The organism is Herbaspirillum huttiense (assembly GCF_047300815.1).
GTDB lineage: Bacteria > Pseudomonadota > Gammaproteobacteria > Burkholderiales > Burkholderiaceae_D > Herbaspirillum > Herbaspirillum huttiense_A.
In genome coordinates this window covers 2,066,244-2,091,908 of sequence record NZ_CP178608.1, presented here as the reverse complement: position 1 = coordinate 2,091,908, position 25,665 = coordinate 2,066,244, and the positions used below count along the sequence as shown (strand labels likewise).

The window sequence follows — 25,665 nt, the reverse complement described above, 5'->3', positions numbered from 1 at the left end:
CGCCCGGTGCGACGATAAAAAAACGGCTGCCTCTTGCAAGGCAGCCGTCTTCATTTGGCGCTCAGCAAAACTGAATCAGGCGCCCGGTACCAGCTTGGTCACGCCGCCCATGTAGGGCTGCAGCACCTCGGGGATTTCCACGCTGCCGTCGGCCTGCTGGTAGTTTTCCAGCACGGCCACCAGGGTGCGGCCCACGGCCAGGCCGGAACCGTTCAGGGTATGCAGCAGTTCGGGCTTGCCCTGGGCATTGCGGAAACGGGCCTGCATGCGGCGCGCCTGGAAGGCTTCGCAGTTGGAGACCGAGGAGATCTCGCGATAGGTGTTCTGCGCCGGCAGCCAGACTTCGATGTCATAGGTCTTGGCCGCCCCAAAGCCCATGTCGCCGGTGCACAGGGTGATGACGCGATACGGCAGGCCGAGTTTTTTGAGGATGGTCTCGGCGTGGCCCAGCATCTCATCCAGGGCTTCGTAGGATTTCTCCGGATGGACGATCTGCACCATTTCCACCTTGTCGAACTGGTGCTGGCGGATCATGCCGCGCGTGTCGCGGCCGTAGGAACCGGCTTCCGAGCGGAAGCACGGCGAGTGCGCCGTAAACTTCATCGGCAGCGCGTCGCCGGCGACGATTTCATCGCGCACGAAGTTGGTCAGCGGCACTTCGGCCGTGGGGATCAGGTACAGCGCGGCGTTCTCGGCCTCGCCTTCCTGGCCGCCCTTCTTGGCCGCGAACAGGTCCGCCTCGAACTTGGGCAACTGGCCGGTGCCGCGCAGGCTATCGGCGTTGACGATGTAAGGGGTGTAGCACTCGGTGTAGCCATGCTCCATGGTGTGGGTGTTGAGCATGAACTGCGCCAGCGCGCGATGCAGGCGGGCGATGCCGCCCTTGAGCACGGCGAAGCGCGAACCGGTCAGCTTGGTGGCGGTATCGAAGTCCAGGCCCAGGGGCGCGCCGACGTCGACGTGATCCTTGATCTCGAAGTCGAAGCTGCGGGGCGAGCCGACCTTGCGCAGCTCGACGTTGCCGCTTTCGTCATTGCCGGCGGGCACGGATTCGTGCGGCAGATTGGGCACGGCCTGCAGGAACAAGGTCATCTGCTGCTGTACTTCTTCCAGCCGGGTGGCGGAAGCCTTCAACTCGTCGCCGATGCCGTTGACTTCGGCCATCACTGCGGAAGCGTCTTCACCTTTGCCCTTGAGCATGCCGATTTGCTTGGACAGCGAATTGCGCTTGCCCTGCAGTTCTTCGGTACGGGTCTGGATCTGCTTACGCTCGGATTCCAGCGCATTGAAGCCGGCCACGTCCAGGACGAACTTGCGGGCCGCCAGGCGGGCTGCGACGTTCTCGATGTCTTTACGGAGGAGTTGAATGTCGATCATGGGAAGAAATTACGATAGGGTTGATGCTCGAAACCGCGATTGTACCAAGTCGCGCGCCCGCCACGGGCCTCCCGTGCGCCCTGAGCCCAATAAAATCCGGCCGCAGCGGTAGCCGCCACCGCCCATGCGGGTTACCATGCGGCCCATTGCATCCCTCATGAGACCCGTTTGCCCATGTCCGTCCAGCCCGAATCCCGCCCGCCGCGCGAAGTCCCCGTCCTGTTTTCCCTGCTGGGCCTGGTCGCCGCCCTGGCCGTGGGCTTGTGGGCCGGCATCCACTACATGTCCAACGAGGCGAGCCTCTTCTACGGACTGATCGCCGGGCTTTCCTTCGGGGCCACCTTCGCCTTCGGCCAGCAGATCAAGAACCGCCTGGTGCCGCCCAAGGTCCGCAAGACTGACTGGAAAGTGCAGGCACCGGGCGCTGCCGAGCTGTCGCCCACGCGGGTGGCGGCCCAGCAGGCACGCAAGATCAGCGTGGAATTCGATGATGAAGAAATCCGCACCATGGTGCGCGGGGCCAAGCGCGAGGGCATCGCCTGGAGTGCAGTCGATGACGTTACCATCCGCATCAGCGACGATGCCCTGCCGCAACCGCAATGGATCCTGGCCGGCAAGAGCGCCGAGGGCATCAAGGGCGTGCTGGTCCCTAATGACGCCGATGGCCTGGAAGCCTTGATGGAAGCCATGAAGACCCGCCTGCCCGGCTACGACGATGACAAGAACTATGAAACCGTGATCGCCGCCATGTCCGCCATGGAAGGCAGCTTCCACGTCTGGCACCGCCCTGTGGCCTGAGGCACCTCAGCGCAGCGTCTTGGCACCCGGCGCCAGGGCCGGCTCCTGCGCCAGCCGCTGTACCAGAAATTGCACGAAGGCGCTCAGGCGCGGCGGCAGATGGCGCGTAGCCGGATACAGCGCCCACAACTCACCGCAATAACGCGTTTTGAAACTCCACTGGGGCAGCACCTGCACCAGTCTCCCCTCCTCCAATGCTGGCCTGGCGATGAAATACGGCAAGCTGGCAATTCCCAAATGCCGCAACGTGGCATCGAGCCGCACGCCGGTATGGTTGGCCGCGTACCTTCCCCGCACTTCGACATTGACGGTCTTGCCCTGCCGGCGAAAGCGCCAGCGTGCGTCCGCCGGTGATTCACCGAGGTAGATGCAGCTGTGGTCCTTCAGGGCCTGCGGGTGGGTGGGCGACCCGTGCTGCTGCAGGTAATGCGGCGTGGCGCACAGGAGATGGTCGATGCGCATCAGGCGGCGGCCCATCAGGCCCGGGGGCGGCTGGTCGGTAATGCGGATGGCCAGGTCGACCTGGTCGTCGATGAGATCCATGTAGCGGTCTTCCAGGCGCAACAGCACGTCCACCTTGGGATGGGCGGCCAGGAAATCCGGCATATGCGGATGCACCAGCGCATGGCCGACCGCCTTGGGCACGCTCACCCTCACCTGCCCTTGCGGCTCGGCATCGAAGGCAGCGGAGACGGCCAGCACGGCTTGCGCGGCATTGAGCATGTCGCGGCAGCGGGCGTGGATTTCCTCGCCACTTGCGCTCAGGCGCAGCTTGCGGGTGGTCCGCTGGAGGAGTTGCGTACCCAGCGCCTTTTCCAGGCGAGCGATGGCGCGGCTGGTGGCCGAGGGCGTGGCCCCCAGCTGGCGTGCGGCTTCGGAGAAACTGCCGGTCTCCACCACCTTGGCGAAGACGGCCATTTCGTTCAGGAGGGCGATGCTTTGATTTGTGCTCATGGTGCAAAGATCCTTTGCGTCGGTGCCGGATTATCGCAACTTCGTGCGGCCGCTACAATGCACGACACTCGCCGCAAGCCCCATTGAAAGCCTCGCCATGACTGAACGCCTCTACCTGACCGACCGCGCCTTGCGCGCCGACATCCACGTGCTGGACTGCACCCCGCAGGACGATGGCCGCTACGCCGTGCGCCTGTCGGCCACGCCCTTTCATCCGCAGGGTGGCGGACAGCCCAGCGATACCGGCCGCATCGGCGACGTGGAAGTGCTGCGCGTGGTCAGCGAAAGTGAAGGCATCGTCCATTACACCGCAGCTCCCGTAACTGCCGGCCCGGCCGTGGCGGCCGTCGACGCCGAGCCGCGCCAGTTGCATACGCGCTTGCATTCGGGGGGCCATGTGATCGGGCAAGTGATGGCGGAACTGGGATGGAAGCCGACCAAAGCCCATCACTGGCCGGGAGAAGCGCGCGTGGTGGGCGTGGCTGCTGCAGCTGATGGCGCGGCCCAGGAACTGGTACCGGCCGAACTGGAGCGGCGCTGCAATGAGTTGCTGGCGCAGGATCTGCCCTGCGTGATGGCCATGGACAATGGCTTGCGGCAGATTGGATTTGGCGAGCTGCCCGCCTATCCTTGTGGCGGGACGCATGTGGCGGCGCTGGGGGAGATCGGGCAGATTCGGATTGAATCGGTGCGGATCAAGAAGGGGGAGGCGTTGGTTCGGTATGACGTCATCCGCTGAGTGCAAATCTGGCTCGACCGAACATGGAATCAAATTCGTTCTGGAATGACTGAAATAAATCGGGTATTTCTCTCCGTCGAGTCCAATGCCGCACCTATGGACGATTTCTAACGCAAGTCGCCACACGTACCGTCTGAGCTTTTTGACCATGCTCCGGGGTGATGATGGCAAAGGCAAGGCAGCTGAAGCTTGCAGAACAAGCTGAACAACACAAACAGCAGGACTCTCCCAAAACTCAATTACGAGAACCTGGGCCGCAGAGTCTGGCCGCTGAACATCACTACAACATTCCGGAATTTGACTTGCAAGATCTTCCCGCCTTGGAATCTTATTCGTGATTCTGATTTTCTTTGGAAATGAAGCCTATAGCTTCAATACAGAAGGAAATGGCTTAAGAAAAGAATTTCCGAAAATGATCCCGACCATTATTTTCTGGCTGGTGTTTTCCCTTGTTTCGACCCTTTTAGTCACTAACCACCTCGCTGCAAAAAAGCAGCAAATTCGATTGCAACAAATATGATTACACCAACGAATTAAATGGCGGAATCAAAGAATTTCAAAATCAAAAGTATTCAATAAGCATTTGTGGAAGCGGGATAAATCACGGAGGAATTCTTGCTGACGATGCTCCGGACCTGGCTGAACTGGAGGACCACATCTTTGCGATGCCGCCTTAACTCATTGATAGATTGAAACCAAATATTTATTTTAAAAGTTAAGCAACTTGGCACAAAAAAGAGCTATCAATGAGGAGTAGTAAATTTCAACCCGATCCACTCCTTCATTAAAGGAAAAAAATGACAAGCTACGCTGATCTCCAAGCGCAAATCAAGAAGCTGCAAGACCAGGCTGAAAAGCAGAAGGCAAAAGAACTGGAAAGCGTTATCGCCGGCATCAAGCAGCAAATCGCTGAATACGGCCTGACGGCAGAACAGCTTGGATTGGCGCCTGCCAGAAAGAAAACCGTCAAGAAAGCTGTCCCCAAAACGGCCGTAGTGATGTACCGAAATGGCGATCTCACCTGGTCAGGCGCTGCCCGTGGCCGCAAGCCGGGCTGGGTCAAGGAGATCATGGATGCGGGCGGCGATATCGAGAAATATCGCGTGAAGGGTAAATCCCATCGATGAAAAGCGGCCCGGCTTTGTTGAAAAAGCACCTGATCAGGTGCTTTTTTTCTTAATTCTGCCCTGCTTCTTCATCCCACTTCTTCAGCAGGGTCAGCTTCTCACCAATCTTGATTTCCAACCCTCGCGGCACGGGCTGATACCACCCCGGCTCGGCAATACCGTCCGGCAGATAAGTCTCCCCCGCCGCATAAGCATTGGGCTCATCATGGGCATACCGATATTCATGCCCATATCCCAATTCCTTCATCAGCTTGGTCGGCGCATTGCGCAGATGCACCGGCACTTCGCGGCTCTTGTCCTGCTTCACGAAAGCGCGCGCCGCGTTGTAGGCGTTATAGCCGGCATTGCTCTTGGCCGCCACCGCCAGGTAGATCACCGCCTGCCCCAGCGCCAGTTCACCCTCGGGGCTGCCCAACCGCTCATAGGTCAGCGCAGCATCATTGGCGATCTGCATGGCGCGCGGGTCGGCCAGGCCGATGTCTTCCCAGGCCATGCGCACGATGCGCCGCGACAGGTAGCGCGGATCGGCACCACCATCGAGCATGCGCGTCAACCAGTACAACGCGGCATCCGGATGCGAACCGCGCACCGACTTGTGCAGCGCTGAAATCTGATCGTAGAAATTGTCGCCGCCCTTGTCGAACCGGCGGCTGTTGAGCGTCAAGGCGTTCTGCAGGAATTCCGCCGTCACCACCTGGGTACCGGTCGTGTGCGCGGCAGTCTGGGTCTGCTCCAGCAGGTTCAGGAAGCGCCGCGCATCGCCATCGGCGTAACCGATGATGGTTTCCGTGGCTTGGTCATCGAACTGCAGGTCGCCCAGCGCCTTGTCCTGCGCACGCTTGAGCAATTGCTTCAGCTCCTCATCGGTGAGCGACTTGAGCACATAGACATGCGCGCGCGACAGCAGCGCCGAATTGACCTCGAAGGAAGGGTTCTCGGTGGTGGCACCGATGAAGGTCACCAGCCCGCTTTCCGCATAGGGCAGCAGCGCATCCTGCTGCGACTTGTTGAAGCGGTGGATTTCATCGACGAACAGGATGGTGTGCTTGCCCATCGCCAGATTCTGCTCGGCCTGCTCCATGGCCGCACGGATATCCTTCACGCCCGAGAACACCGCCGAGAGCGCAATGAATTCGCAATCGAAGGCGGTAGCGGTGAGCCGCGCCAGCGTGGTCTTGCCCACGCCCGGCGGCCCCCAGAAGATCATCGAATGCGGCTTGCCGGACTGGAAGGCCAGGCGCAGCGGCTTGCCTTCGCCCAGCAGGTGCGACTGCCCGATCACCTCATCCAGCGTCTTGGGCCGCAGGGCCTCCGCCAGCGGCGCAGCCGGCTCTTGCGCGAACAGGTCAGCCATGGGCAGCCTCCTGCAGGCAGCGGGAATGAACAGGCAACGAGGACGGCCACAGGGCGGCCAGGGAAATAAAGTTCATAGTCATCAGGATGCGGGCGCAGCGCCGGATTGCAAGGCGCGTTCACCAAAGGCCGTAGTCTAACGCAGCAGGCCGCTGCGAGGGCAATGGCGCGATCAAGGGCTGCGCCTGCAGCCATCGGGCGCAGCGGTTAAAATGCGGCCTGCGCGTTTTTCTTCACATCGTCCTTTTACCTGCCCTTCCCTCTGCTTTCCATGCCCTTCGTCGTCACCGACTCCTGTATCCAGTGCAAGTACACCGATTGCGTCAGCGTCTGTCCCATGGACTGCTTCGTGGAAGGCCCGAATTTCCTGGCCATCGATCCGGACGGCTGCATCGACTGCTCCATGTGCGTGCCGGAATGCCCGGTCGGCGCCATCTACAACGCCACCGACCTGCCCGCCGCCCTGTCGCACTTCGAGGACCTCAACGCCCGCCTGGCCAAACTGCCCGGCTGGAAACCCATCACCAAGGCCCAGCCGCCCCTGCCCGATCATGCACAGTGGAAGGACGTTGCCGACAAGCTGCCCCTGCTGAAGATGCCCGAACCCTGAGGCGCATGCACCTCACATGAAAACAGCCCCGCAAGCGCAAGCCTGCGGGGCTGTTTGACGTAAAGGGGAAGCCGATCAGTTCTCGAACACGTCTGCACCCTTCGGCACCGTGAAGTTGAAGCTGTTGCCCTTGAGCGGCGGATTCTTCTCAAAGCTGTCGAAGCTCAGCACCGAGACCTGGCCAAAGGAATCATGCAGCTCCATGGCGACCGGCGTGCCATTCTTCAGGCCGATGCCGATGTTGTCGAAGGTCGTGTCCTTGCCTTTAGGCACGGCTTGCAGCCATTCCAGGCCATCTTTGGTGCCGGCTTCCTTCAGGGTGAAGTTTTTTTCCAGATCATTGCTGCCGAAGAGGATGGCAGCCGGCGAAGAACCCAGCGCATTGCCCAGTTTCTTGGTGGTGACCTGGTTGAGGTCCTTGTCGTAGATGAAGAGTTTTTCCCCATCGGCCTGGATGACCTGCTCATAGGGCTTCTGGTAGGTCCAGATGAATTTGCCCGGCCGCGAAAACACGAAGCTGCCGCTGGACGTATTGACCACCTTGGAGCTGCCGTTCTCGACCCGCACCATGCGCTGGGTAAAAGCCCCCTTGGCCGATTGCGTGCTGCTGACGAACTGCTTGAACTGGTCCAGCGCGGCGGCCGAAGCGCGGCCCGGGGTCAGCGCGGTGATGGCGATGGCACCGGCCACCGCCAGTGCCGAAAGACCGGCCGCCATGACCAGGCGGCGCAGGTTGAACGTGCGGGCTTGCGCAGTGCGCGAGCGGAAAGCGTTTCTGGAATTATCCATGTTATTCGATTCCTTCTTGACGGATGCCACCTGCAAGGTGGCGGCCGGCGCGACAGTGGCCGGCCTTCTGGGCGTGCTGTTGATGACGGGATGCAATCTGGCGCAAATCTGGGCTGGAAGTCGGCTCGGAAACCGGCTCATTCAGCCGCATCGCCGGCACCTGCCGGCACCAGGATTTCACGGTTGCCATTGGATTGCATGGTGGAGACCAGGCCGCTTTGCTCCATCTGCTCCAGCAAGCGCGCCGCGCGGTTGTAGCCGATGCGCAGGTGACGCTGCACCAGCGAGATCGAGGCCCGGCGATGTTTCAGGACCACGGCCACGGCCTGGTCGTACATCTCGTCGCCTTCGCCGCCACCGGCACCGGCCGCAGCACCGCTGCCACCGCCACCGTCAGCGTCCTCCAGCACGCCTCCCTCTAGGATGCCCTCGATGTAATTCGGTTCCCCCTGGGCTTTCAGGTGCTCCACCACGCGATGCACTTCATCATCCGAGACGAAGGCACCGTGAACCCGCACCGGCAAGGCCGTGCCCGGGGCGTTGTAGAGCATGTCACCCATGCCCAGCAGGGCTTCGGCGCCCATCTGGTCCAGGATGGTGCGGGAGTCGATCTTGGACGACACCTGGAAAGCGATGCGGGTAGGCACGTTGGCCTTGATCAGGCCGGTGATGACATCCACCGACGGCCGCTGCGTGGCCAGGATCAGGTGGATGCCGGCCGCGCGCGCCTTCTGGGCGATGCGGGCGATCAGTTCTTCCACCTTCTTGCCCACCACCATCATCAGGTCGGCCAGTTCGTCGATGATGATGACGATGGTTTCCAGCTGCTCCAGCGGTTCCGGCGCATCCGGGGTGAGGCTGAAGGGATTGGGGATCTTCTCGCCGCGCTTCTCGGCATCGATGATCTTCTGGTTGTAACCGGCCAGGTTGCGCACGCCCAGCTTGGACATCTTCTTGTAGCGGCGCTCCATCTCTTCCACCGCCCAGTTCAGGGCATGGCCGGCCTGGCGCATGTCGGTCACCACCGGCGCCAGCAGGTGCGGAATGCCTTCGTAGATCGACAGTTCCAGCATCTTGGGATCGATCAGGATCAGGCGCACCTGGCGCGGCGAGGATTTGTACAGCAGCGAGAGAATGGTGGCGTTGATGCCCACCGACTTGCCCGAACCGGTGGTACCGGCCACCAGCAAGTGCGGCATCTTGGCCAGGTCGGCCACCACCGGATTGCCGGCAATGTCCTTGCCCAGCGCCACGGTCAGGCTGGAATGGCTGTCGTTGTAGACCTTGGAGCCGAGGATCTCGGTCAGGCGCACGATCTGGCGCTTGGGATTGGGCAGCTCCAGGCCCATGAAATTCTTGCCCTGGATGACTTCCACCACGCGGATCGACGTCAGCGAGAGCGAACGCGCCAAGTCGCGCGCCAGGTTGACGATCTGGCTGCCCTTCACGCCCGTGGCCGGTTCGATTTCATAACGGGTGATCACCGGGCCGGGATAGGCCGCCACCACCTTGACCTCGACACCGAAGTCGGCCAGCTTCTTTTCGATCAGGCGGCTGGTGAATTCCAGGGTTTCCACCGAGACCGTCTGCTGTGCCGGCGGTGCTTCATCCAGCAACGACAACGGCGGCAATTCGCTGTTGAGGTCATCGAAGAGGCTGGTCTGCTTCTCCTTCTGGACGCGGTCGGATTTCTGCACTTCCACGATTTGCGGTTCGATGCGAATCGGCGGCGCCTCGACGATCTTGGCGCGTTCCTGCACCACGGTTTCCTCGCGCTTGACGGCGGCTTCCTGGCCGGCACGGCGATCGGCCCGGGCGGCGAAGAAGTCGCGCACCCAGAACAGGCCATCCTCGATCATGCCGCCGATGCGTTCCACCGCCGCCAGCCAGGACACCTGGAACAGCAGCGAAAAGCCCAGCCCGAACAGCAGCAACAGCAACAAGGTGGAGCCAGTGAAGCCGAAGGTCGGCTGCATGGCCGAACCGATCATCTCGCCCAGCACGCCACCGGAAGAATGCGGCAGCTTGGGCGCAAAGCGCTGCATGCGGGTGAATTCGATGCCCATGCTGCCGGTGAGCATGAAGACAAAGCCGACCGCGCGGATCAGCGGCTCCTGGTGATGCTCCGGCTCCACCGGCTGGGCCACCAGGAAGCGGTTCGACAGGCGCCGGTAGCCGGTCCACACCGAGCGCCCCAGCAGCACGCACCACCACCAGGCCGAGAGCCCGAAGATGTAGAGCAGCAAGTCGGCCATCCAGGCACCGACGCGGCCGCCCCAGTTGCCCACACGCGGCACGGAGCTGGCCACCGACCAGCCGGGGTCGGTCTTGCCATAGCTCAGCAGGATCAGCGCCAGATAGGCCAGCAGGGCCGCCAGCGCCAGCCAGCGCGCCTCCGATAACAGCCGCACCAGACGGTTGGGCATGGGAGGCGCCGGCGTCTTGTTGGTGCGGATGTGGGCTTGACTCGTCTTGGACATAACTTCCGTACAAAAAAAACACGCCGTCATTGTAACGGCATTGAATTGGCGCTTCGCGGTTTTGCGCAGGGCGGCGGGAAACCCGCTGCACTGACCTTGATCGTCCGCTATCGTTCTGGTCGTGCTGTCATTTTGTTCATATTCTGGACAGCATCACTGCTACTGCCCGCCCCGCCCGCCGCTATTGATGGCATAGCGTAATTCCATGAGCCCGGTCGGGGGCATGGACTATAATCTTACCCGTTTTGCAGCGCGGCAAACGGCAAACTTGTGCGCTGGCAACCCACCCCGCTTGTGCCGGCCGGTCTGATTGATCTGCCAGACCGGCCGGGAATTGAAATCCCCGGGAGTCGCCTCATTTGCAGAAGCGATCCCACAACATTTGATGAGTAGCTTATGAGCACGCCCAAACATGCCAAGGTCCTGATTCTCGGCTCCGGCCCCGCCGGCTATAGCGCCGCCGTCTACGCCGCGCGCGCCAACCTGAACCCGGTGCTCATCACCGGTGTGGAACAAGGCGGCCAGCTGATGACCACCACCGACGTCGAGAACTGGCCCGGCGACCCGCTGGGCGTGCAAGGTCCGGAACTGATGCAGCGCCTGCTGCAGCACGCCGAGCGTTTCAATACCGAGATCATCTTCGATCACATCCATACCACCAAGCTCTCCGAGCGCCCGTTCCGCCTGATCGGCGACAGCGGCGAGTACACGGCCGATGCCCTCATCATCGCCACCGGCGCCTCGGCGCAGTACCTGGGGCTGCCTTCGGAACAAGCCTTCATGGGCCGTGGCGTGTCGGCTTGCGCCACCTGTGACGGTTTCTTCTATCGCGGCCGCGAAGTGGCCGTGGTCGGCGGCGGCAACACCGCCGTGGAAGAAGCACTGTACCTCTCCAACATCGCCAGCAAGGTCACCATCGTGCACCGCCGCGACAAGTTCCGCGCCGAGCCCATCCTGATCGACCGCCTGCTGCACAAGGTCACCGAAGGCAAGATCGCCATCCAGTGGCACTCCACCCTGGATGAAGTGGTCGGCGACGACAGCGGCGTGACCGGCATCAAGATCAAGTCGACACAGGACGGCGCCATCACCGAGATCCCGGTGCACGGCCTGTTCATCGCCATCGGCCACAAGCCCAACACCAGCATCTTCGACGGCCAGCTGGAGATGCAGAACGGCTACCTGAAGACCCGCACCGGCACCGAAGGCTTTGCCACGGCCACCAGCATCGACGGCGTCTTTGCCGCCGGCGACGTGCAGGATCACATCTATCGCCAGGCCATCACCAGCGCCGGCACGGGTTGCATGGCGGCACTGGATGCACAGCGCTACCTCGAAGGGCTCGAATAAGCAAATAAAGCCATGTAAAATGCTGCGGTGCGAGAACTCGCAACGCAACGGGCACTCCAAAAGCCGGTGACGAGTTATCGTCCCGGCTTTTTTGTTTCACTCGAGCAATCCAACACAAGAATCATCAAGACCGAGGAAAACATCGTGCCCTATCATTCATCTCCCTCGCGCGCTGGCGCCCGATCGCCCGGCGTCAAGGCGGTACTGGCCACCATGAGCCTGGGCGCCGTGCTGGTGGCCTGCAGTGCTTCCCGCGACACCCCGGTGGCCAATGCCACGGCCGGCCAATGCGATGCCTCCCGCGCCGATCACCTGATCGGCGAGAACTACAGCGGCTACATCGAACGCCAGGCGCTGGCCGAGTCCGGTGCCACCGACATCCGCGTGCTCAAGCCCGATGACGCCGCCACCATGGACTTCAACCCGCGCCGCCTGAACCTGCATGTCGATCCTGGCCTGGTCATCATCAAGGTGGCTTGCGGCTGAAGAGCTCGCCCGCTTCTGCTAAAGTAGTCACTTAGGGAACAAACCGCTACAGGGTTGGGTGGCTGTCATGGCGACAATGAAGGATTTCTCGGCGCTCCAGGGATTGCGCCGCGATCTGCAGGAACAGGAAAAAGCGCGCGCACAGGCCTTGGCCGAGCGCCAGCGCCAGGAAGCGGCAGCCCGCGAGGAAGCCAACATCTTCCGCAACAGCATCGGCCAGGTGGCGCCCCTGCGCCCGGAAGTGGTCGACAAGGCCCATTACCTGCCGGAACCTCCCCTCCCCATTCCACGCCAGCACCTGGCTGATGAACAGGCCGCGCTGCTGGAGTCGCTCTCCGACGAGTTCACCGTCGACACGCTCATGGACAGCGACGAAAACCTCAGTTTCGCCCGCCCCGGCGTGGGCATGGATGTCTTGAGCAAGCTGCGGCGCGGCAATTGGGTGATCCAGGCCCAGCTGGACCTGCACGGCTATCGCCGCGACCAGGCCCGTGAAGCATTGGGTGAATTCTTGCGCCAGTCACGCCGCCGCGGCCTGCGCTGCGTGCGGGTGATCCACGGCAAGGGACTCGGTTCGGTGAACAAGGAGCCCGTGCTCAAGCACAAGGTCCGCAACTGGCTGGCGCAGAAGGATGAAGTGATGGCCTTCTGCCAGGCGCGCGCAGCCGACGGCGGTGCGGGTGCGCTGGTAGTGCTGCTGCGTTCGAGCGAACGGGCCTGAACGCCGCTTCAGTCAGCAGCCAGGTTATCCAGCATGGCCACGATGGCCTCGAAATGCGGCCGCGCGGCGGCATCGGCGCTCAGGCAGGCCTGGCGCACCCCGGCCAGGGCTGCACGCTGCTTCTTGCCCGATTCATCTTCCGGCTGACCATGTGCCAGCAACTCTTCCAGCAAACAGCCATAGGCCCGCACTTCCATGGCTTGCACGCCCCAGGCATGCGGCTGTCCGGCATCGTAGAACCAGGCCGCACCGAAATCGCCGAGCAGGGCTTCGCCCTCCCGATGCAGGATGTTGTGACCGTAGAGGTCGCCATGGACGATGCCCTGCGCGTGCAGGTGGGCCGCTGCCGAGGCGATATCGCGTGCAATGGCGATCACCTGGCTCCAGGCCAGTGTGAAGCCTTGCGCATAGACATCGCGCGAGCAGGATTGCAGGCTGGGCGGGCCGGCCAACACCTTGAAATCGGGATCGATCAGCGGCATCACCAATCCCTGCACCGCTTGCGGATGCCCTTGCAGCCGGCCCAGCACGGGTATCAACCCGCGATGGCTGCCGGCCATGATGCAGGCCGCCATCTCGCGCTCGGGCAGGCCATCGCTGGTGACCGCACCCTTGAAGAGCTTCACCGCCACTGGCTGCGACCCCTCCTCCACGGTCCAGCTGGCAGCGTGGATCACTCCTGAGGCGCCTTCCCCCAGCTTCTCGCCCAAGACCAGATCATCCCAAGCTATGGCCGCAACTTGCGCATTGCGGTCCGCCGTTTCCTCCACTGCTTCACACCAGGGATTGCCCGCCATGGCCAGCCAGCTCAGGCGTGGCAGGGTCAGCAACCAATGCGGAAATGCCTCCAGCATATTGGCCGACAGGCGCAGCAGTTCCAGGTTGCGGCAGGCCGCCAGTTCCGGCGGCAGCGTGCGCAGGCGGTTGCCCGCCAGCATCAGCTTCTGCAGGCGCGGGCACTGCCCGATGCTCGATGGCAGCTGTTCAATGCGGTTGTCGGTCAGCACCAGCCAGCGCAGCGTGGGTGGCAGTGATTCGGCAGGAACATGTTCGATCCGGTTGGCCTTGAAGCCGATCATCTCCAGCGACGGGCAGCGCCCCAGCACGGCCGGCAATTCGGTAAAGGGATTGTCGGAACAGAAGACGATGCGCAGCCGGTGCAGACGCGGCAGGTCCTCGGGCAACGCGGTCAGTTCGTTGCCGCTGAGGTCCAGAATCTCAAGGGTTTCCGCCAGGGTGAAGATTTCTGGCGGGAATTCGCGCAGGCCGCACGAGAGAGACAGGCGGGCAATGCCTTCCAGCGCGCCGCTGCGCAGTTGTTCCAGGGTGTGCATGCAGAGAAGTGAAGAAACGGACGAAAACGCGGATCTTACCAGCCGCCGGCCGTCTCGCTCAGAACAAATCCAGCTGGACATCACCCGCCAAGCGCCCCTGCCCCGCCGGCACCACCAGTGGCCGCTTGAAGCGGCTGGCATCCAGCGTAGCAAAAGCCCGATTGCGATGATCGATACCCAGGCGCCGGCTAGCCTTCTCGAAGCGCTGATGCAGCAAATCGGCCCAGACCCCGGTGCCGCGCATGCGGGTGGCGAAATCGGCGTCGTAATCCTTGCCGCCGCGCATGTCCTGGATGCGGTTCATCACCCGCGCCGCACGGTCGGGGAAATGCGCCTGCAGCCACTGCCGAAACAGCGGGCTGACTTCCCAAGGCAGGCGCAGCACGATATAGCCCGCCTGGCGCGCCCCGGCCTCCACGGCCGCTTCCATGACGCGCTCCAGGTCCGGTTCGGTGACGAAGGGGATCACCGGTGCAATCGACACGCTCACCGGAATGCCCGCCTCGGCCAGCGTGCGGATGACCCGCAATCGCCGCGCCGGGCTGGCCGCGCGCGGCTCCAGCGTGCGCGCGATGGCCGCATCCAGCGTGGTGATCGTCACCGCGACGATGGCCTGCCCTTTGGCCGCCATGGGGGCCAGCAAGTCGATATCGCGCTCGACCAGCGAGGACTTGGTGATGAGCGCCACCGGGTTCTCGCAATCGTGCAGGATCTGCAGGATGCGCCGGGTCAGCTGGCGCTCGCGCTCGATGGGCTGGTAGGCGTCGGTATTGATGCCCACCGTGATGGTGTCGGGTTCATAGGACGGCTTGGCCAGTTCGCGCAGCAGCACCTCGGGGGCATTGCGCTTGGCCACCAGCCGGCTTTCAAAATCCAGCCCAGGGGACAGGCCCAGGTAACTGTGCGAGGGCCGGGCGAAGCAATAGATGCAGCCGTGCTCACAGCCCCGGTAGGGATTGAGCGAAAGCGAAAACGGCAAATCCGGCGAGCTGTTGCGGGTGAGGATGGAGCGGGCGTCTTCCTCGGTGACGATGGTCTTCAGGCGGGGCGGCTCATCCTCCTCGGTACTCTCAGCCGCCTGCGGCCCGGCCTCGGCAAAACGGACGGACTGCCAGCCATCGTCGAACTCTTCCCGCGCCACCGATTCATAGCGGCCGCGCAGGTTGGTGACCGCCCCCCGCCCTTTCTGGGCGGTCTGATCGCGATGAATGAAGGTTTCTGGCGTGAGGGTGGCGTCGTCCTCACCGGAGGCGGCCGACCGGGCCGGCTGCTCAGGAAAAGGCCGGGCAATGCCCTGCGGGAATTTGGGGAAGGAGGCCACGTAAAGCTCATCTATACTGTATTTATATACAGTATTTTGCCTTCACTTCGGATGCGCTGCAAATGCTGTTTCAATTTGTCCGGCTGCCACATTAATCGGTTATGCTTGTTCACCCTCAGCTTCCCATCAGAGAAGAAAGCCGACATAAGGGGGAACAAGGACCGCCAGAGGTCCCAAGGAGACAAGGATGCATTACCAGGCAAACCGGCCCGGTGCCGGTGCATTGCTGGGCGCTTCGCCCCTGGTGCAGGCCAGCGCCGATGGCGTGCCGGACCTGCAGGCCATCGAACGCTCGCACCAGCGCAGCTCGTCCTACGGCATCACGCGCGGCCAGCGGCCCGACCTGGATTCACTCTCGCGCGCCGACCTGGCCCAGACGCTGGAAGCCAACCAGGCCCTCTCCGGCCATGCCCGCCCGGTCATGGAAACCCTCTACGACCAGATTCGCAATACCCACAGCATGGTGCTCCTCTCGGACGCCGAAGGCACCATCCTGCATACGCTGGGCGACAGCGATTTCCTAGCCAAGGCCGACCGTGTAGCCCTTGGCCCCGGTGGACGCTGGTCAGAACAATTGCGCGGCACCAATGCCATCGGCACCGCCCTCTTCGAGCAGAAGCCCACCACCGTGCACGCCCAGCAGCACTACCTGGATGCCAACCGCTTCCTGACCTGTTCGGCCGCCCCCATCTTCGACCATCGCGGCCAGGTGCTGGGGGTGCTGGATGTCTCGGGCGAATGCGGCAGCTTCCACAAGCACACCATGGCCCTGGTGCGCATGTCGGCGCAGATGATCGAAAACCACCTGCTGGCCGGCAGCTTCCCCGATTGCATCACCCTGCACTTCCACAGCCGCGCCGAATTCGTCGGCACGCTGGTCGAAGGCATCGTCAGCTTCACACCGGGCGGGCGTTTCCTGGCGGCCAATCGCAGTGCGCAGTTCCAGCTGGGGCTCACACTCTCGGCGCTGCAGTCGCATACCTTTGCGTCGCTCTTCGGGGTGCCGCTGTCGCTGCTGTTCGAACACCATCGCAAGGCCGCGTCGGGCTTGCTGGAGCTGTGCCTGCACAACGGCATCCGCATCCATGGCCGCGCCGAACTGCGGCTGCGCGACCAGCATTTCCAGAATGCGCGCGAAGCCGTGATCGAAGCGCCGGAAGTACTGCCCGCCAGTCCGGCCGCGCGCCACGCCCCGCCTGCCCGTCCCCATCCGGGCCAGCCGCGCGGCGGCCTGCAAGCGCTCGATACCGGGGACGCCCGCATGAGCGCCATCATCGCCAAGTTGCGCAAGGTGATCGATCGTGACATCCCGGTCCTCATCACCGGCGAAACCGGCACCGGCAAGGAGTGGCTGGCCCAGGCCATCCACCGCGAAAGCGCGCGCTTCCACGCCACGCAAACCCGGGGCGGCGCCGCGCCCTTCGTGGCCGTGAATTGCTCGGCCATTCCCGAGAACCTGATCGAGGCCGAACTCTTCGGTTATGAAGACGGCGCCTTCACCGGTGCCCGCCGCAAAGGCGCACTGGGCAAGATCGCGCAAGCCCAGGGCGGCACCCTCTTCCTCGATGAAATCGGCGACATGCCGCTGGCCCTGCAGGGGCGCCTGCTGCGCGTGCTGCAGGAACGTGCGGTGACGCCGCTGGGCAGCCAGCGCGTCATTCCGGTGGACTTTGCTCTGGTGTGCGCCACCAACCAGCCCTTGCGCGAGATGGCGGCACGCCATGCTTTCCGTGAAGACCTTTACTACCGCATCAACGGCTTGCAGGTGAAGCTGCCTGCCTTGCGCGAGCGCAGTGACCTCAGTGCATTGATCGACCGCATCCTGGAACAGGAAGGCGGCCGCCATGCGCCGCGCTTCGATGCCAAGGCCCTGGCGTTGCTGCAATCCAGCCGCTGGCCGGGCAACCTGCGGCAACTGTCCAACCTGATCCGCACCGCCCTGGCCATGGCCGATGGCGAGGCCTGGATAGGGGTGGAACACTTGCCAGATGACTTTCTGGACGAGGCAGCGCCGCTGCAGGCGGGTTGCGGGATGCCTGCCCCGGCAGCGCATGAAGAAACGGACGAAAAACCGCTCTCCATGCACGACAGCGAATGGGCCGCCATCGAGCGCGCCCTGCGCACCCATGACGGCAACGTCAGCGCCGCCGCCAAGGCACTGGGGGTGTCGCGCAATACGCTCTATCGCCGCTTCAAGTCACGCGGGCACTGAGCGGGGCAAGCGCGTCATATTCCTCATCGGTAAAGAGCCGCGAGCGCGTCAGGAAGCGCTTGCCGCTGCCGTTCTCCAGCGAGAACATGCCGCCGTTGCCGCTGACCACGTCGATGATGAGTTGCGTGTGTTTCCAGTATTCGAACTGGTCGGCGCCGATGTAGAACGGCACGCCATCGATCTCCCCGAGATGCACGTCGGTGTCACCCAGCGTGAAGTCGCCGGACGGATAGCACATCGGCGCACTGCCATCGCAGCAGCCCCCGGATTGAAAAAAGATCAGCTCGCCATGCCGCGCCTTCAACTGGCGCAGCAATTCCACCGTGGCCTCGGTGGCCGTCACCCTGGGCAATGCATTCATTCGCCGCTCTCCTGTTGAGTCTGGATCTGCCAATAAAAGCGGCACCGGCCGCGGGAGTTGCGGACCGGTGCCGAAGCTGCCTTGCTGCAAGGAGTCAAACGAAGTCACGCGATCAGAAGAAGCCCAGCGCCTTGGGGCTGTAGCTGACCAGCAGGTTCTTGGTCTGCTGGTAGTGGTCCAGCATCATCTTGTGGTTCTCGCGGCCGATGCCGGACTGCTTGTAGCCACCGAAGGCTGCATGCGCCGGATACAGGTGATAGCAATTGGTCCACACGCGGCCGGCCTGGATCTCGCGGCCCATGCGGAAGGCGCGCGTGCCATCTCGGGTCCACAGGCCCGCGCCCAGTCCGTACAGGGTGTCGTTGGCGATGGCCAGGGCTTCTTCCTCATCCTTGAAGGTGGTCACCGAGACCACGGGCCCGAAGATTTCTTCCTGGAAGATGCGCATCTTGTTGTTGCCCTGGAAGACGGTCGGTTTGACGTAGTAGCCAGTGGCCAGGTCGCCGCCCAGTTCTTCACGTCCGCCGCCGGCCAGCACCTTGGCCCCTTCCTGCTTGCCGATGTCGATGTAGGAGAGGATTTTTTCCAGTTGCTCCTGGGAGGCCTGCGCGCCGATCATGGTGCTCTTGTCCAGCGGGTTGCCCTGCTTGATGGCGGCCACGCGCTTCAAGGCACGTTCGATGAAACGGTCATAGATCGATTCCTGCACCAGCACGCGCGAGGGGCAGGTGCAGACCTCGCCCTGGTTCAGCGCAAACATGGCGAAGCCTTCCAGGGCCTTGTCGAAGAATTCGTCATCCTTGTCCAGCACGTCAGCGAAGAAGATGTTGGGGGACTTGCCGCCCAGCTCCAGGGTCACCGGGATCAGGTTCTGCGAGGCGTACTGCATGATCAGGCGGCCCGTGGTGGTCTCGCCGGTGAAGGCGATCTTGGCGATGCGCTTGTTGGAGGCCAGCGGCTTGCCGGCTTCCACCCCGAAGCCCTGCACGATGTTGACCACGCCCGGCGGGATCAGGTCGGCGATCAGTTCGATCAGGACCATGATGGAAGCGGGCGTCTGCTCGGCCGGCTTCAATACCACACAGTTGCCGGCGGCCAGCGCCGGGGCCAGCTTCCACACCGCCATCAGGATGGGGAAGTTCCAGGGGATGATCTGGCCGACCACACCCAGCGGCTCATGGAAGTGATAGGCGTAGGTATCGCTGTCGATGGTGCAGATGCTGCCTTCCTGGGTGCGCACGGCGGCGGCGAAATAGCGGAAGTGGTCGATGGCCAGCGGGATGTCGGCGGCCATGGTTTCGCGGATGGGCTTGCCGTTGTCCAGGGTTTCGGCGGTGGCCAGCAATTCGAGGTTGGCTTCCATGCGGTCGGCGATCTTGAGCAGCACGTTGGCGCGCTCGGCGGGGGAAGTCTTGCCCCAGCTCTTCTTGGCGGCGTGGGCGGCGTCCAGCGCCAGTTCCACGTCTTCGGCGCTGGAACGCGCCACTTCACAGAAGGCGCGGCCGATCACCGGGCTGATGTTCTCGAAGTATTCGCCCTTGACCGGCGGCACGAATTTGCCACCGATGAAGTTGTCGTAACGTTGCTTGAAGGGATCGCGTACGCCGAGTTTGCTGATGTCTGCCAGGTTCATGTCGTCTCCGTTCGGGTTATGGTTGAAATCCCGCTGCGATCATGGCCGCAGCGGAGGTTCACCCTTCAAGATGGCAAATCGCATGCCAGCCCGCAAACCCGCTCTGCAAGCGGCTCTTGCGCCAGCGCCATTGTCACGCTGTGTCAATCTGGCGCAGCCTGGGACAGCGTGCCGCAACAACCTGCCACACCCTGAGCGCTTTTCTGCAGACGTAAAAAAACCGGCCAGTGGCCGGTCTTTCGCAATGCGCGGAGATCAGTGAATCAGACGGCATCCGGGCCGGTTTCGCCGGTACGGATACGGATCACCTGCTCCACTTCCTGCACGAAGATCTTGCCGTCGCCGATCTTGCCGGTGCGGGCAGCCTTGATGATGGCGTCCACGGCCTGCTCGACCACCTTGTCGTCCACCACGACCTCGATCTTGACCTTGGGCAGGAAATCGACCACGTATTCGGCACCGCGATAGAGTTCGGTATGGCCCTTCTGGCGTCCGAAGCCCTTCACTTCGGTGACCGTCAGGCCCGTGACGCCGACTTCGGCGAGGGATTCACGCACCTCGTCCAGCTTGAACGGTTTGATGATGGCGGTCACTTGTTTCATGGCAATTCCTCTCTTGGTATGTCGTAAAGAAACGATCTCAACGATCTATTGAATAGCGAATACAACCTCTGTTCTTATTTTACTGGCAAGACCGTGGCGCCCTGCCCACTTGCACATTGTCAATCAGGCGTGCCCGGCTTTCAACCTTCTTGAGCCAGCCGGGCCATAAAAAGCCGGTTTTCAGGCCTCCAGGTCGGGAATGCGCTCCAGATCCTGCAGCCAGACCGTGGCCTCGCCATCGCTGGGTGCGCGCCAGTCGCCACGCGGCGAGAGCGAGCCGCCCGAGCCGACCTTGGGGGCATTGGGCACGCAGGAGCGCTTGAACTGGCTGGTCTTGAAGAAGCGATAGACGAAGATGCCCAGGTTTTTCTTGATCTGCGGCAAGCTGTACTGGTTGCGCGCGCCGTGCAGGCCATCCGGCCAGTGGCCGATGCCGCGGTCCTGCCAGGCGCTGTGCGCCAGGAAGGCCACCTTCGCCGGCGTGAAGCCGTAGCGCAGGATGTAGTAGAGATTGAAATCCTGCAGCTCGTAAGGGCCGATGAAATCCTGCGTACGCTGGCCCGGTTCGCCGTCGGAGGCGCCCGGCACCAGTTCAGGACTGATTTCGGTTTCGAGGATGTGGATCAGCACTTCCGGCTGCTTCAGTTCCAGCGAACCGGATTCGGCCACCCAGCGCACCAGGTGCGTGATGAGCGTCTTGGGTACGCTGGCGTTGACGTTGTAATGCGACATGTGGTCGCCCACGCCATAGGTGCACCAGCCCAGCGCCAGTTCGGACAGGTCGCCGGTCCCGATGACGATGGCACCGTGATGATTGGCCAGGCGGAACAGGTGATTGGTGCGCTCGCCGGCCTGCACGTTCTCGAAGGTGATGTCATAGACCGGCTCGCCGCGTGAATACGGGTGATCCAGGTCCTTCAGCATCTGTTCGCAGCTGGGGCGGATATCGATCTCCTGCGCCGAACACCCCACTTGCGCCATCAGCTGATGCGCCTGCACCAGCGTGCGGCTGCTGGTGGCAAAGCCCGGCATGGTATAGGCCAGGATATTGGCGCGTGGCAGGCCCAGCTTGTCCATGGCCTTGGCGCAGACCAGCAGCGCATGGGTCGAATCGAGGCCACCGGAAACACCGATGACGACCTTCTTGATGTTCGAGGAAGACAGGCGCTGCACCAGTGCCTGCACCTGGATGTTGTAGACCTCGCGGCAGCGCAGTTCGCGCTGTTCGGCATTGGCCGGCACATAGGGAAAGCGCGCGACCCGGCGCTGCAGCGGCAGGTCCTGGTCTTGCGGCACCTGCACGTCGAAGCGCACCACTTCAAAGCGGCGCACTTCCTCCGCATGGCGGCGCACCGACTGGCCAAACGTGGTCTGGTGGAAGCGTTCGCGCGAGAGGCGTTCCAGGTCGATGTCCGCATAGATCACGTGACCGCCTTCGGCGAAGCGCTCGGACTCGGCCAGCAGTTCACCGTTCTCGCAGATGAGGGCTTGGCCATCCCAGGCCAGGTCGGTGGTGGACTCGCCATTGCCTGCCGACGAATACAAATAGGCCGCCAGGCAGCGCGCCGATTGCTGCGACACCAGCTGATGGCGGTAACCCGACTTGCCGACCACGATGTTGGAGGCCGACAGGTTCACCAGCACGGTGGCACCAGCCAGCGCGGCGAAGGAGGACGGCGGGATCGGTACCCAGACGTCTTCGCAGATCTCGATATGGAAACGGAAGTCAGGGATATTGCCGATCTCGAACAGCAGATGGCTGCCGAAGTCCACGTCCTGGCCCAGCAGGCGGGTGCGGCGGGTGACGGCGCAATCGGCGCTGCTGAACTGGCGCGCTTCGTAGAATTCGCTGTAGTTGGGCAGGTAGCTCTTGGGCACCACGCCCAGGATGCGGCCGGCATGCACGACCACCGCGCAGTTGTAGAGCTGGTGATCGACCTTCAGCGGCAGGCCGACAACGAGGGCCGGGGCGATGCGCAGGGAAGCTTGCACTACCGATTGCAGGGCCTGCAGGGAAGCCTCCAGCAAGGCGCGTTGCTGGAACAGGTCTTCGCAGCTGTAAGCCGACAGGCCCAGTTCGGGGAAGGACACCAGGGCCGCGCCACGGGCGGCGGCCTGTTCGGCCAGGGCGATGGTGCGCTCGGCGTTGAAGCCGGGATCGGCCACCTTGCAGTCCGGCACTGCCACGGCGACGCGGGCGAAACCGTGGTGGTAGAGATTGAAGAAGGGGCTAGGCATAGCGTGTGTTGGACTCCGTGCTCTTCGCCATGGCGGCGACGCGTTCTGTTCATTTTGCGTAGAATGCCTGTTCCAGCGGGGCCGAGGGCCGCGCCAACTTTCGCAGGTCACTCGCAGTCCATGGATTATCGCACGCGAATCGTTTCTTCTCTGGCCGAGATCGGTCCGGCCCGCTGGGATGCGCTGGTCGCCGCCCAGGCCGAGGGCAATCCCTTCCTTTCTTATGCCTTCCTGCATGCGCTGCATGAGAGCGGCAGCGCCAGTCCCGAGTCCGGCTGGGAGCCGCATTACCTGACGCTGTGGCAGGGCGAGGGCCAGCAAGAGCAACTGGTGGCCGCCCTGCCCCTGTACCGCAAGTTTCACTCGTATGGCGAATACGTCTTCGACTGGGCCTGGGCCGAGGCTTACCAGCGGCATGGCGTGGAGTACTACCCCAAGCTGCTCTCGGCCATCCCCTTCACGCCGGTGCGCGGTGCGCGCCTGATGGCTGTCGATGAGACAGCACGCGGCGCTCTGGTGGCCGCGCTACGGGCGCTGCAGGAGCGAAATGAAGTTTCCTCCACGCACATTCTCTATCCCCCGCCGGAACAGGCGCAGCAGCTGGCTGACGCGGGATACCTGCTGCGCAGCGGGGTGCAGTTCCATTGGCACAATGAAGGGTATGGCAATTTTTCGGAATTCGTCGATACGCTGGACCGCAAGAAGCGCAAGAACATCCTGGCCGAACGGCGCAAGGTGGCCGAGCAAGGCGTGCGCTTCGTCTGGCTGCGCGGGGCCGAGATCACGGAGGCGCACTGGCGCTTCTTCAACCGCTGCTATCGGCACACCTATGCGGCGCACTATTCCACGCCTTACCTGAACCTGGATTTCTTCCGCCGCATCGGTGAAACCATGCCGCAGCACCTGCTGCTGACGGTGGCGCTGCGGGGGGATGAGCCGATCGCATCATCCCTGACGGTGTATGACGCCGACACGCTCTACGGCCGCTACTGGGGCGCGCTGGAACACGTGCCCTGCCTGCATTTCGAGACGGCGTATTACCAGCCGCTGGAATTCTGCATCGCCGAGAAGATCACCTGGTTCGAAGGCGGCGCCCAGGGCGAGCACAAGATGGCGCGGGGTTTCCTGCCGCAGAAGACCTGGTCGGCGCACTGGCTGGCGCATCCGGGGTTCTATGATGCGGTGGAACATTTCCTGTCACGCGAGAGCAATGGCATCGATGGCTATATCTCGGAGCTGAATGAGCACAATCCTTTCCGGGATGCGCCGCGCTGAAGATGTGCAAAAAAACGGCCCGCATATCAGAAGCGCCGACTCCATTCAACAATAAATGATTTAAATTTTTTAAATCTTTTTAGCATTCATCAGCTACGGTGGCAGGTCTTTGATATGAATCTGTCCGAAAAATTTGCCCGAGATATCCTTTTAAACAAATACAACGCAGCCATACTTGAGTCTCTTCATCAGCTTGCATTGAAGGATGCGTGGTTGGTGGCCGGGTGCTTGTTTCAAACTGTTTGGAATGTGCTCGCACAAACTACGCCAGAATCCAATATCAAAGATTACGATATCTTTTACTTCGACCCTCATGATTTGTCGGAAGAAGGAGAAATGCTTCAGCAACGCAAAGCCGATGAAATTTTAGGAAATCTCGGCGTAAAGATAGAAGTAAAAAATCAGGCCCGTGTTCACTTGTGGTATCGGGAATATTTTGGATATGACTATCCAAAATCAAATGCAGCAAAGGATGGCATCGATAGATTTTTGATGCTGGAGGCTTGCCTGGGCGTATCGGTGAGCTCCGGAAATCTGGAGATCTATGCGCCAAATGGGGTTCACGGTGTTTACTCTGGAAGACTCACCCCCAATCCATTGACAAATCACGCGGACCTTTTTGATGAGAAATTCAACTCTTACCAAAGACGTTGGCCTTGGCTATCTCGGAATGATGTCTGAAAAACGTTAAAGCTGATCCTCCCTGCTTTCACAGACATAAAAAAACCGGTCCGCGCATCACACGGACCGGTTTTCATCAAAACAGACAAACGATTTAAATCGTTTAAATCCTTTAAATTATTTATAGCCCACGCGATCCAGCATCTGCAACACCTTCTGCTGGTTGGCACCGACCGCACCCACATTGATGACTTCGGCCTTGAACGGACCCATCTTCACCAGTGCCGGATTCTCGGTCTTCACGTTCTTGACGGCGGGCCATTCATTGTTGCCTTCAGCAAAGTAGCGCTGGGCCGAATCGCTGGCCAGGTATTCCAGGAACTGCACGGCTTCGGCCTTGTGCGGCGCGTTCTTGGCCACACCGCCACCGGCGATGTTGACGTGCGCACCGTAGCTCTTCTGGTTGGGCCAGACGATGCCGACCTTTTCCATCAGCGCCACCTCTTCCGGCTTGGTGGAACGCAGCAGGCGCGCCACATAGTAGGAATTGGAAATGGCCACGCCGCACTCACCCGAACCGACCGCCTTGATCTGGTCGGTATCGCCGCCGACCGGCTGGCGTGCCTGGTTGGCGACCATGCCCTTCAGGATGGCTTCGGTCTTGGCCGCGCCTTCATGCTCCAGCAGCGAACCGAACAGCGACACGTTATACGGGTGCGAACCGCTGCGGGTACACAGCTTGCCCTTGTTCTTCGGGTCGCCCAGGGCTTCGTAGGTATCCACATCTTCCGGCTTGACGCTGGCCTTGTTGTAGACGATCACGCGGGCACGGGTGGAGAAACCGAACCACTGCGTGCCGTCGCTGCCTTCCTTGCTGTGCAGGTTGGCGGGGATGCGCTCATCGAGCAGCTTGGACTTGACCGGCTGGAACAGTCCTTCGCTCTGCGCCTTCCACAGGCGGGCCGCATCCACCAGCAGGATCACGTCGGCCGGGCTGGAAGCGCCTTCGCTCTTCAAGCGCGCGAGAATGCCTGCATCGTCACCGTCGACACGGTTGATCTTGATGCCGGTGGCCTTGGTGAAATCGGCGTAGAGCGCTTCGTCAGTCTGGTAGTGGCGCGCCGAATAGAGATTGATGACCTTCTCCTGCGCGAAGCTGGAAGCGGCAATGGCAGCCAGCACGGCGCCGACGGCGAGTTGACGGTGGAACATGGACCATCCTTTTCAAAAAGAGTAAACGACCGCCGTCGCGGGAACGGCGTTTTCTTTTGGCGCGGAAGGCGG

Annotated in this window: 23 protein-coding genes; 11 read left to right on the top strand and 12 right to left on the bottom strand. The window is 62.2% G+C overall.

Annotated elements, in window-relative coordinates; all coding sequences use genetic code 11:
• Positions 1 to 75: 75 nt before the first annotated feature.
• Positions 76 to 1,377: a serine--tRNA ligase gene (gene serS, locus ACLRDN_RS09560; protein ID WP_413459925.1), complete on the bottom strand. Its 1,302-nt coding sequence runs from the start codon at positions 1,375 to 1,377 to the stop codon at positions 76 to 78.
• A 174-nt stretch (positions 1,378 to 1,551) separates the two neighbouring features.
• On the opposite strand from serS, the gene ACLRDN_RS09555 reads away from it, so the two are divergent.
• Positions 1,552 to 2,175 (top strand): anaphase-promoting protein, encoded by a 624-nt coding sequence (locus ACLRDN_RS09555; RefSeq protein ID WP_413459924.1) that lies wholly within the window; start codon positions 1,552 to 1,554, stop codon positions 2,173 to 2,175.
• Between the two features lie 6 nt (positions 2,176 to 2,181).
• Here the strand turns inward: ACLRDN_RS09555 and ACLRDN_RS09550 are convergent, their stop codons facing one another.
• A complete protein-coding gene (locus ACLRDN_RS09550; protein WP_413459923.1) occupies positions 2,182 to 3,129 on the bottom strand; it encodes a LysR family transcriptional regulator in 948 nt (315 codons plus the stop codon).
• Between the two features lie 97 nt (positions 3,130 to 3,226).
• Between ACLRDN_RS09550 and ACLRDN_RS09545 the strand changes: the two genes are divergently transcribed.
• The 3 genes from ACLRDN_RS09545 (at position 3,227) to ACLRDN_RS09535 (ending at position 4,995) form a co-directional block, all read left to right on the top strand.
• The gene (locus ACLRDN_RS09545; RefSeq protein WP_413459922.1) at positions 3,227 to 3,868 is read left to right on the top strand and encodes an alanyl-tRNA editing protein; all 642 of its coding nucleotides are present in this window, start codon (positions 3,227 to 3,229) and stop codon (positions 3,866 to 3,868) included.
• Between the two features lie 334 nt (positions 3,869 to 4,202).
• On the top strand, positions 4,203 to 4,388 hold the full coding sequence (locus ACLRDN_RS09540) for a hypothetical protein (RefSeq protein WP_413459921.1): 186 nt from the start codon (positions 4,203 to 4,205) through the stop codon (positions 4,386 to 4,388).
• A 277-nt stretch (positions 4,389 to 4,665) separates the two neighbouring features.
• The gene (locus ACLRDN_RS09535; RefSeq protein WP_413459920.1) at positions 4,666 to 4,995 is read left to right on the top strand and encodes an H-NS family nucleoid-associated regulatory protein; all 330 of its coding nucleotides are present in this window, start codon (positions 4,666 to 4,668) and stop codon (positions 4,993 to 4,995) included.
• 49 nt (positions 4,996 to 5,044) lie between these two features.
• On the opposite strand, the gene ACLRDN_RS09530 is transcribed toward ACLRDN_RS09535, so the two are convergent.
• The gene (locus ACLRDN_RS09530) at positions 5,045 to 6,349 is read right to left on the bottom strand and encodes a replication-associated recombination protein A (RefSeq protein WP_413459919.1); all 1,305 of its coding nucleotides are present in this window, start codon (positions 6,347 to 6,349) and stop codon (positions 5,045 to 5,047) included.
• A gap of 270 nt (positions 6,350 to 6,619) precedes the next feature.
• Here ACLRDN_RS09530 and fdxA point away from each other — a divergent pair, with 270 nt between their 5' ends.
• Positions 6,620 to 6,958 (top strand): ferredoxin FdxA, encoded by a 339-nt coding sequence (fdxA, locus tag ACLRDN_RS09525; protein WP_039786424.1) that lies wholly within the window; start codon positions 6,620 to 6,622, stop codon positions 6,956 to 6,958.
• Between the two features lie 75 nt (positions 6,959 to 7,033).
• Here fdxA and lolA read toward each other — a convergent pair whose 3' ends face one another.
• On the bottom strand, positions 7,034 to 7,747 hold the full coding sequence (lolA, locus tag ACLRDN_RS09520) for an outer membrane lipoprotein chaperone LolA (RefSeq protein ID WP_413459918.1): 714 nt from the start codon (positions 7,745 to 7,747) through the stop codon (positions 7,034 to 7,036).
• A 137-nt stretch (positions 7,748 to 7,884) separates the two neighbouring features.
• Positions 7,885 to 10,227: a DNA translocase FtsK gene (locus tag ACLRDN_RS09515; protein WP_039786427.1), complete on the bottom strand. Its 2,343-nt coding sequence runs from the start codon at positions 10,225 to 10,227 to the stop codon at positions 7,885 to 7,887.
• A gap of 396 nt (positions 10,228 to 10,623) precedes the next feature.
• Here ACLRDN_RS09515 and trxB point away from each other — a divergent pair, with 396 nt between their 5' ends.
• From trxB to ACLRDN_RS09500, 3 genes are all read left to right on the top strand, one after another.
• Positions 10,624 to 11,577, top strand: coding sequence for a thioredoxin-disulfide reductase (gene trxB, locus ACLRDN_RS09510; protein ID WP_402708651.1), 954 nt, complete (start codon positions 10,624 to 10,626; stop codon positions 11,575 to 11,577).
• Positions 11,578 to 11,721: 144 nt separating this feature from the next.
• A complete protein-coding gene (locus ACLRDN_RS09505) occupies positions 11,722 to 12,063 on the top strand; it encodes an I78 family peptidase inhibitor (RefSeq protein ID WP_413459917.1) in 342 nt (113 codons plus the stop codon).
• 67 nt (positions 12,064 to 12,130) lie between these two features.
• The gene (locus ACLRDN_RS09500) at positions 12,131 to 12,784 is read left to right on the top strand and encodes a Smr/MutS family protein (protein ID WP_413459916.1); all 654 of its coding nucleotides are present in this window, start codon (positions 12,131 to 12,133) and stop codon (positions 12,782 to 12,784) included.
• 8 nt (positions 12,785 to 12,792) lie between these two features.
• Here ACLRDN_RS09500 and ACLRDN_RS09495 read toward each other — a convergent pair whose 3' ends face one another.
• The gene (locus ACLRDN_RS09495; RefSeq protein WP_413459915.1) at positions 12,793 to 14,118 is read right to left on the bottom strand and encodes a leucine-rich repeat-containing protein kinase family protein; all 1,326 of its coding nucleotides are present in this window, start codon (positions 14,116 to 14,118) and stop codon (positions 12,793 to 12,795) included.
• A gap of 58 nt (positions 14,119 to 14,176) precedes the next feature.
• On the bottom strand, positions 14,177 to 15,439 hold the full coding sequence (locus tag ACLRDN_RS09490; protein WP_413459914.1) for a PA0069 family radical SAM protein: 1,263 nt from the start codon (positions 15,437 to 15,439) through the stop codon (positions 14,177 to 14,179).
• A gap of 187 nt (positions 15,440 to 15,626) precedes the next feature.
• Here ACLRDN_RS09490 and ACLRDN_RS09485 point away from each other — a divergent pair, with 187 nt between their 5' ends.
• Entirely contained in the window at positions 15,627 to 17,651 is a 2,025-nt protein-coding gene (locus tag ACLRDN_RS09485; protein WP_413459913.1) for a sigma-54-dependent Fis family transcriptional regulator, read from the top strand.
• On the opposite strand, the gene ACLRDN_RS09480 is transcribed toward ACLRDN_RS09485, so the two are convergent.
• The 4 genes from ACLRDN_RS09480 to ACLRDN_RS09465 all read right to left on the bottom strand — a co-directional run bounded on the left by ACLRDN_RS09480 (position 17,632) and on the right by ACLRDN_RS09465 (position 22,485).
• A complete protein-coding gene (locus ACLRDN_RS09480; RefSeq protein ID WP_413459912.1) occupies positions 17,632 to 18,012 on the bottom strand; it encodes a DUF779 domain-containing protein in 381 nt (126 codons plus the stop codon). The two genes, ACLRDN_RS09485 and ACLRDN_RS09480, sit on opposite strands and share 20 nt — an antisense overlap.
• Before the next feature lie 112 nt (positions 18,013 to 18,124).
• Positions 18,125 to 19,645: an aldehyde dehydrogenase gene (gene adh / locus ACLRDN_RS09475; RefSeq protein WP_311433842.1), complete on the bottom strand. Its 1,521-nt coding sequence runs from the start codon at positions 19,643 to 19,645 to the stop codon at positions 18,125 to 18,127.
• Positions 19,646 to 19,908: 263 nt separating this feature from the next.
• Positions 19,909 to 20,247, bottom strand: coding sequence for a P-II family nitrogen regulator (locus ACLRDN_RS09470; RefSeq protein ID WP_006463535.1), 339 nt, complete (start codon positions 20,245 to 20,247; stop codon positions 19,909 to 19,911).
• A 180-nt stretch (positions 20,248 to 20,427) separates the two neighbouring features.
• Positions 20,428 to 22,485: an NAD(+) synthase gene (locus ACLRDN_RS09465; protein ID WP_413459911.1), complete on the bottom strand. Its 2,058-nt coding sequence runs from the start codon at positions 22,483 to 22,485 to the stop codon at positions 20,428 to 20,430.
• Positions 22,486 to 22,605: 120 nt separating this feature from the next.
• Here ACLRDN_RS09465 and ACLRDN_RS09460 point away from each other — a divergent pair, with 120 nt between their 5' ends.
• Both ACLRDN_RS09460 and ACLRDN_RS09455 read left to right on the top strand, forming a co-directional pair.
• Positions 22,606 to 23,760 (top strand): GNAT family N-acetyltransferase, encoded by a 1,155-nt coding sequence (locus tag ACLRDN_RS09460; RefSeq protein ID WP_413459910.1) that lies wholly within the window; start codon positions 22,606 to 22,608, stop codon positions 23,758 to 23,760.
• 114 nt (positions 23,761 to 23,874) lie between these two features.
• Positions 23,875 to 24,441: a nucleotidyltransferase family protein gene (locus tag ACLRDN_RS09455; protein ID WP_413459909.1), complete on the top strand. Its 567-nt coding sequence runs from the start codon at positions 23,875 to 23,877 to the stop codon at positions 24,439 to 24,441.
• Between the two features lie 117 nt (positions 24,442 to 24,558).
• On the opposite strand, the gene ACLRDN_RS09450 is transcribed toward ACLRDN_RS09455, so the two are convergent.
• Positions 24,559 to 25,593: an extracellular solute-binding protein gene (locus ACLRDN_RS09450; RefSeq protein ID WP_413459908.1), complete on the bottom strand. Its 1,035-nt coding sequence runs from the start codon at positions 25,591 to 25,593 to the stop codon at positions 24,559 to 24,561.
• Between the last annotated feature and the right edge of the window lie 72 nt (positions 25,594 to 25,665).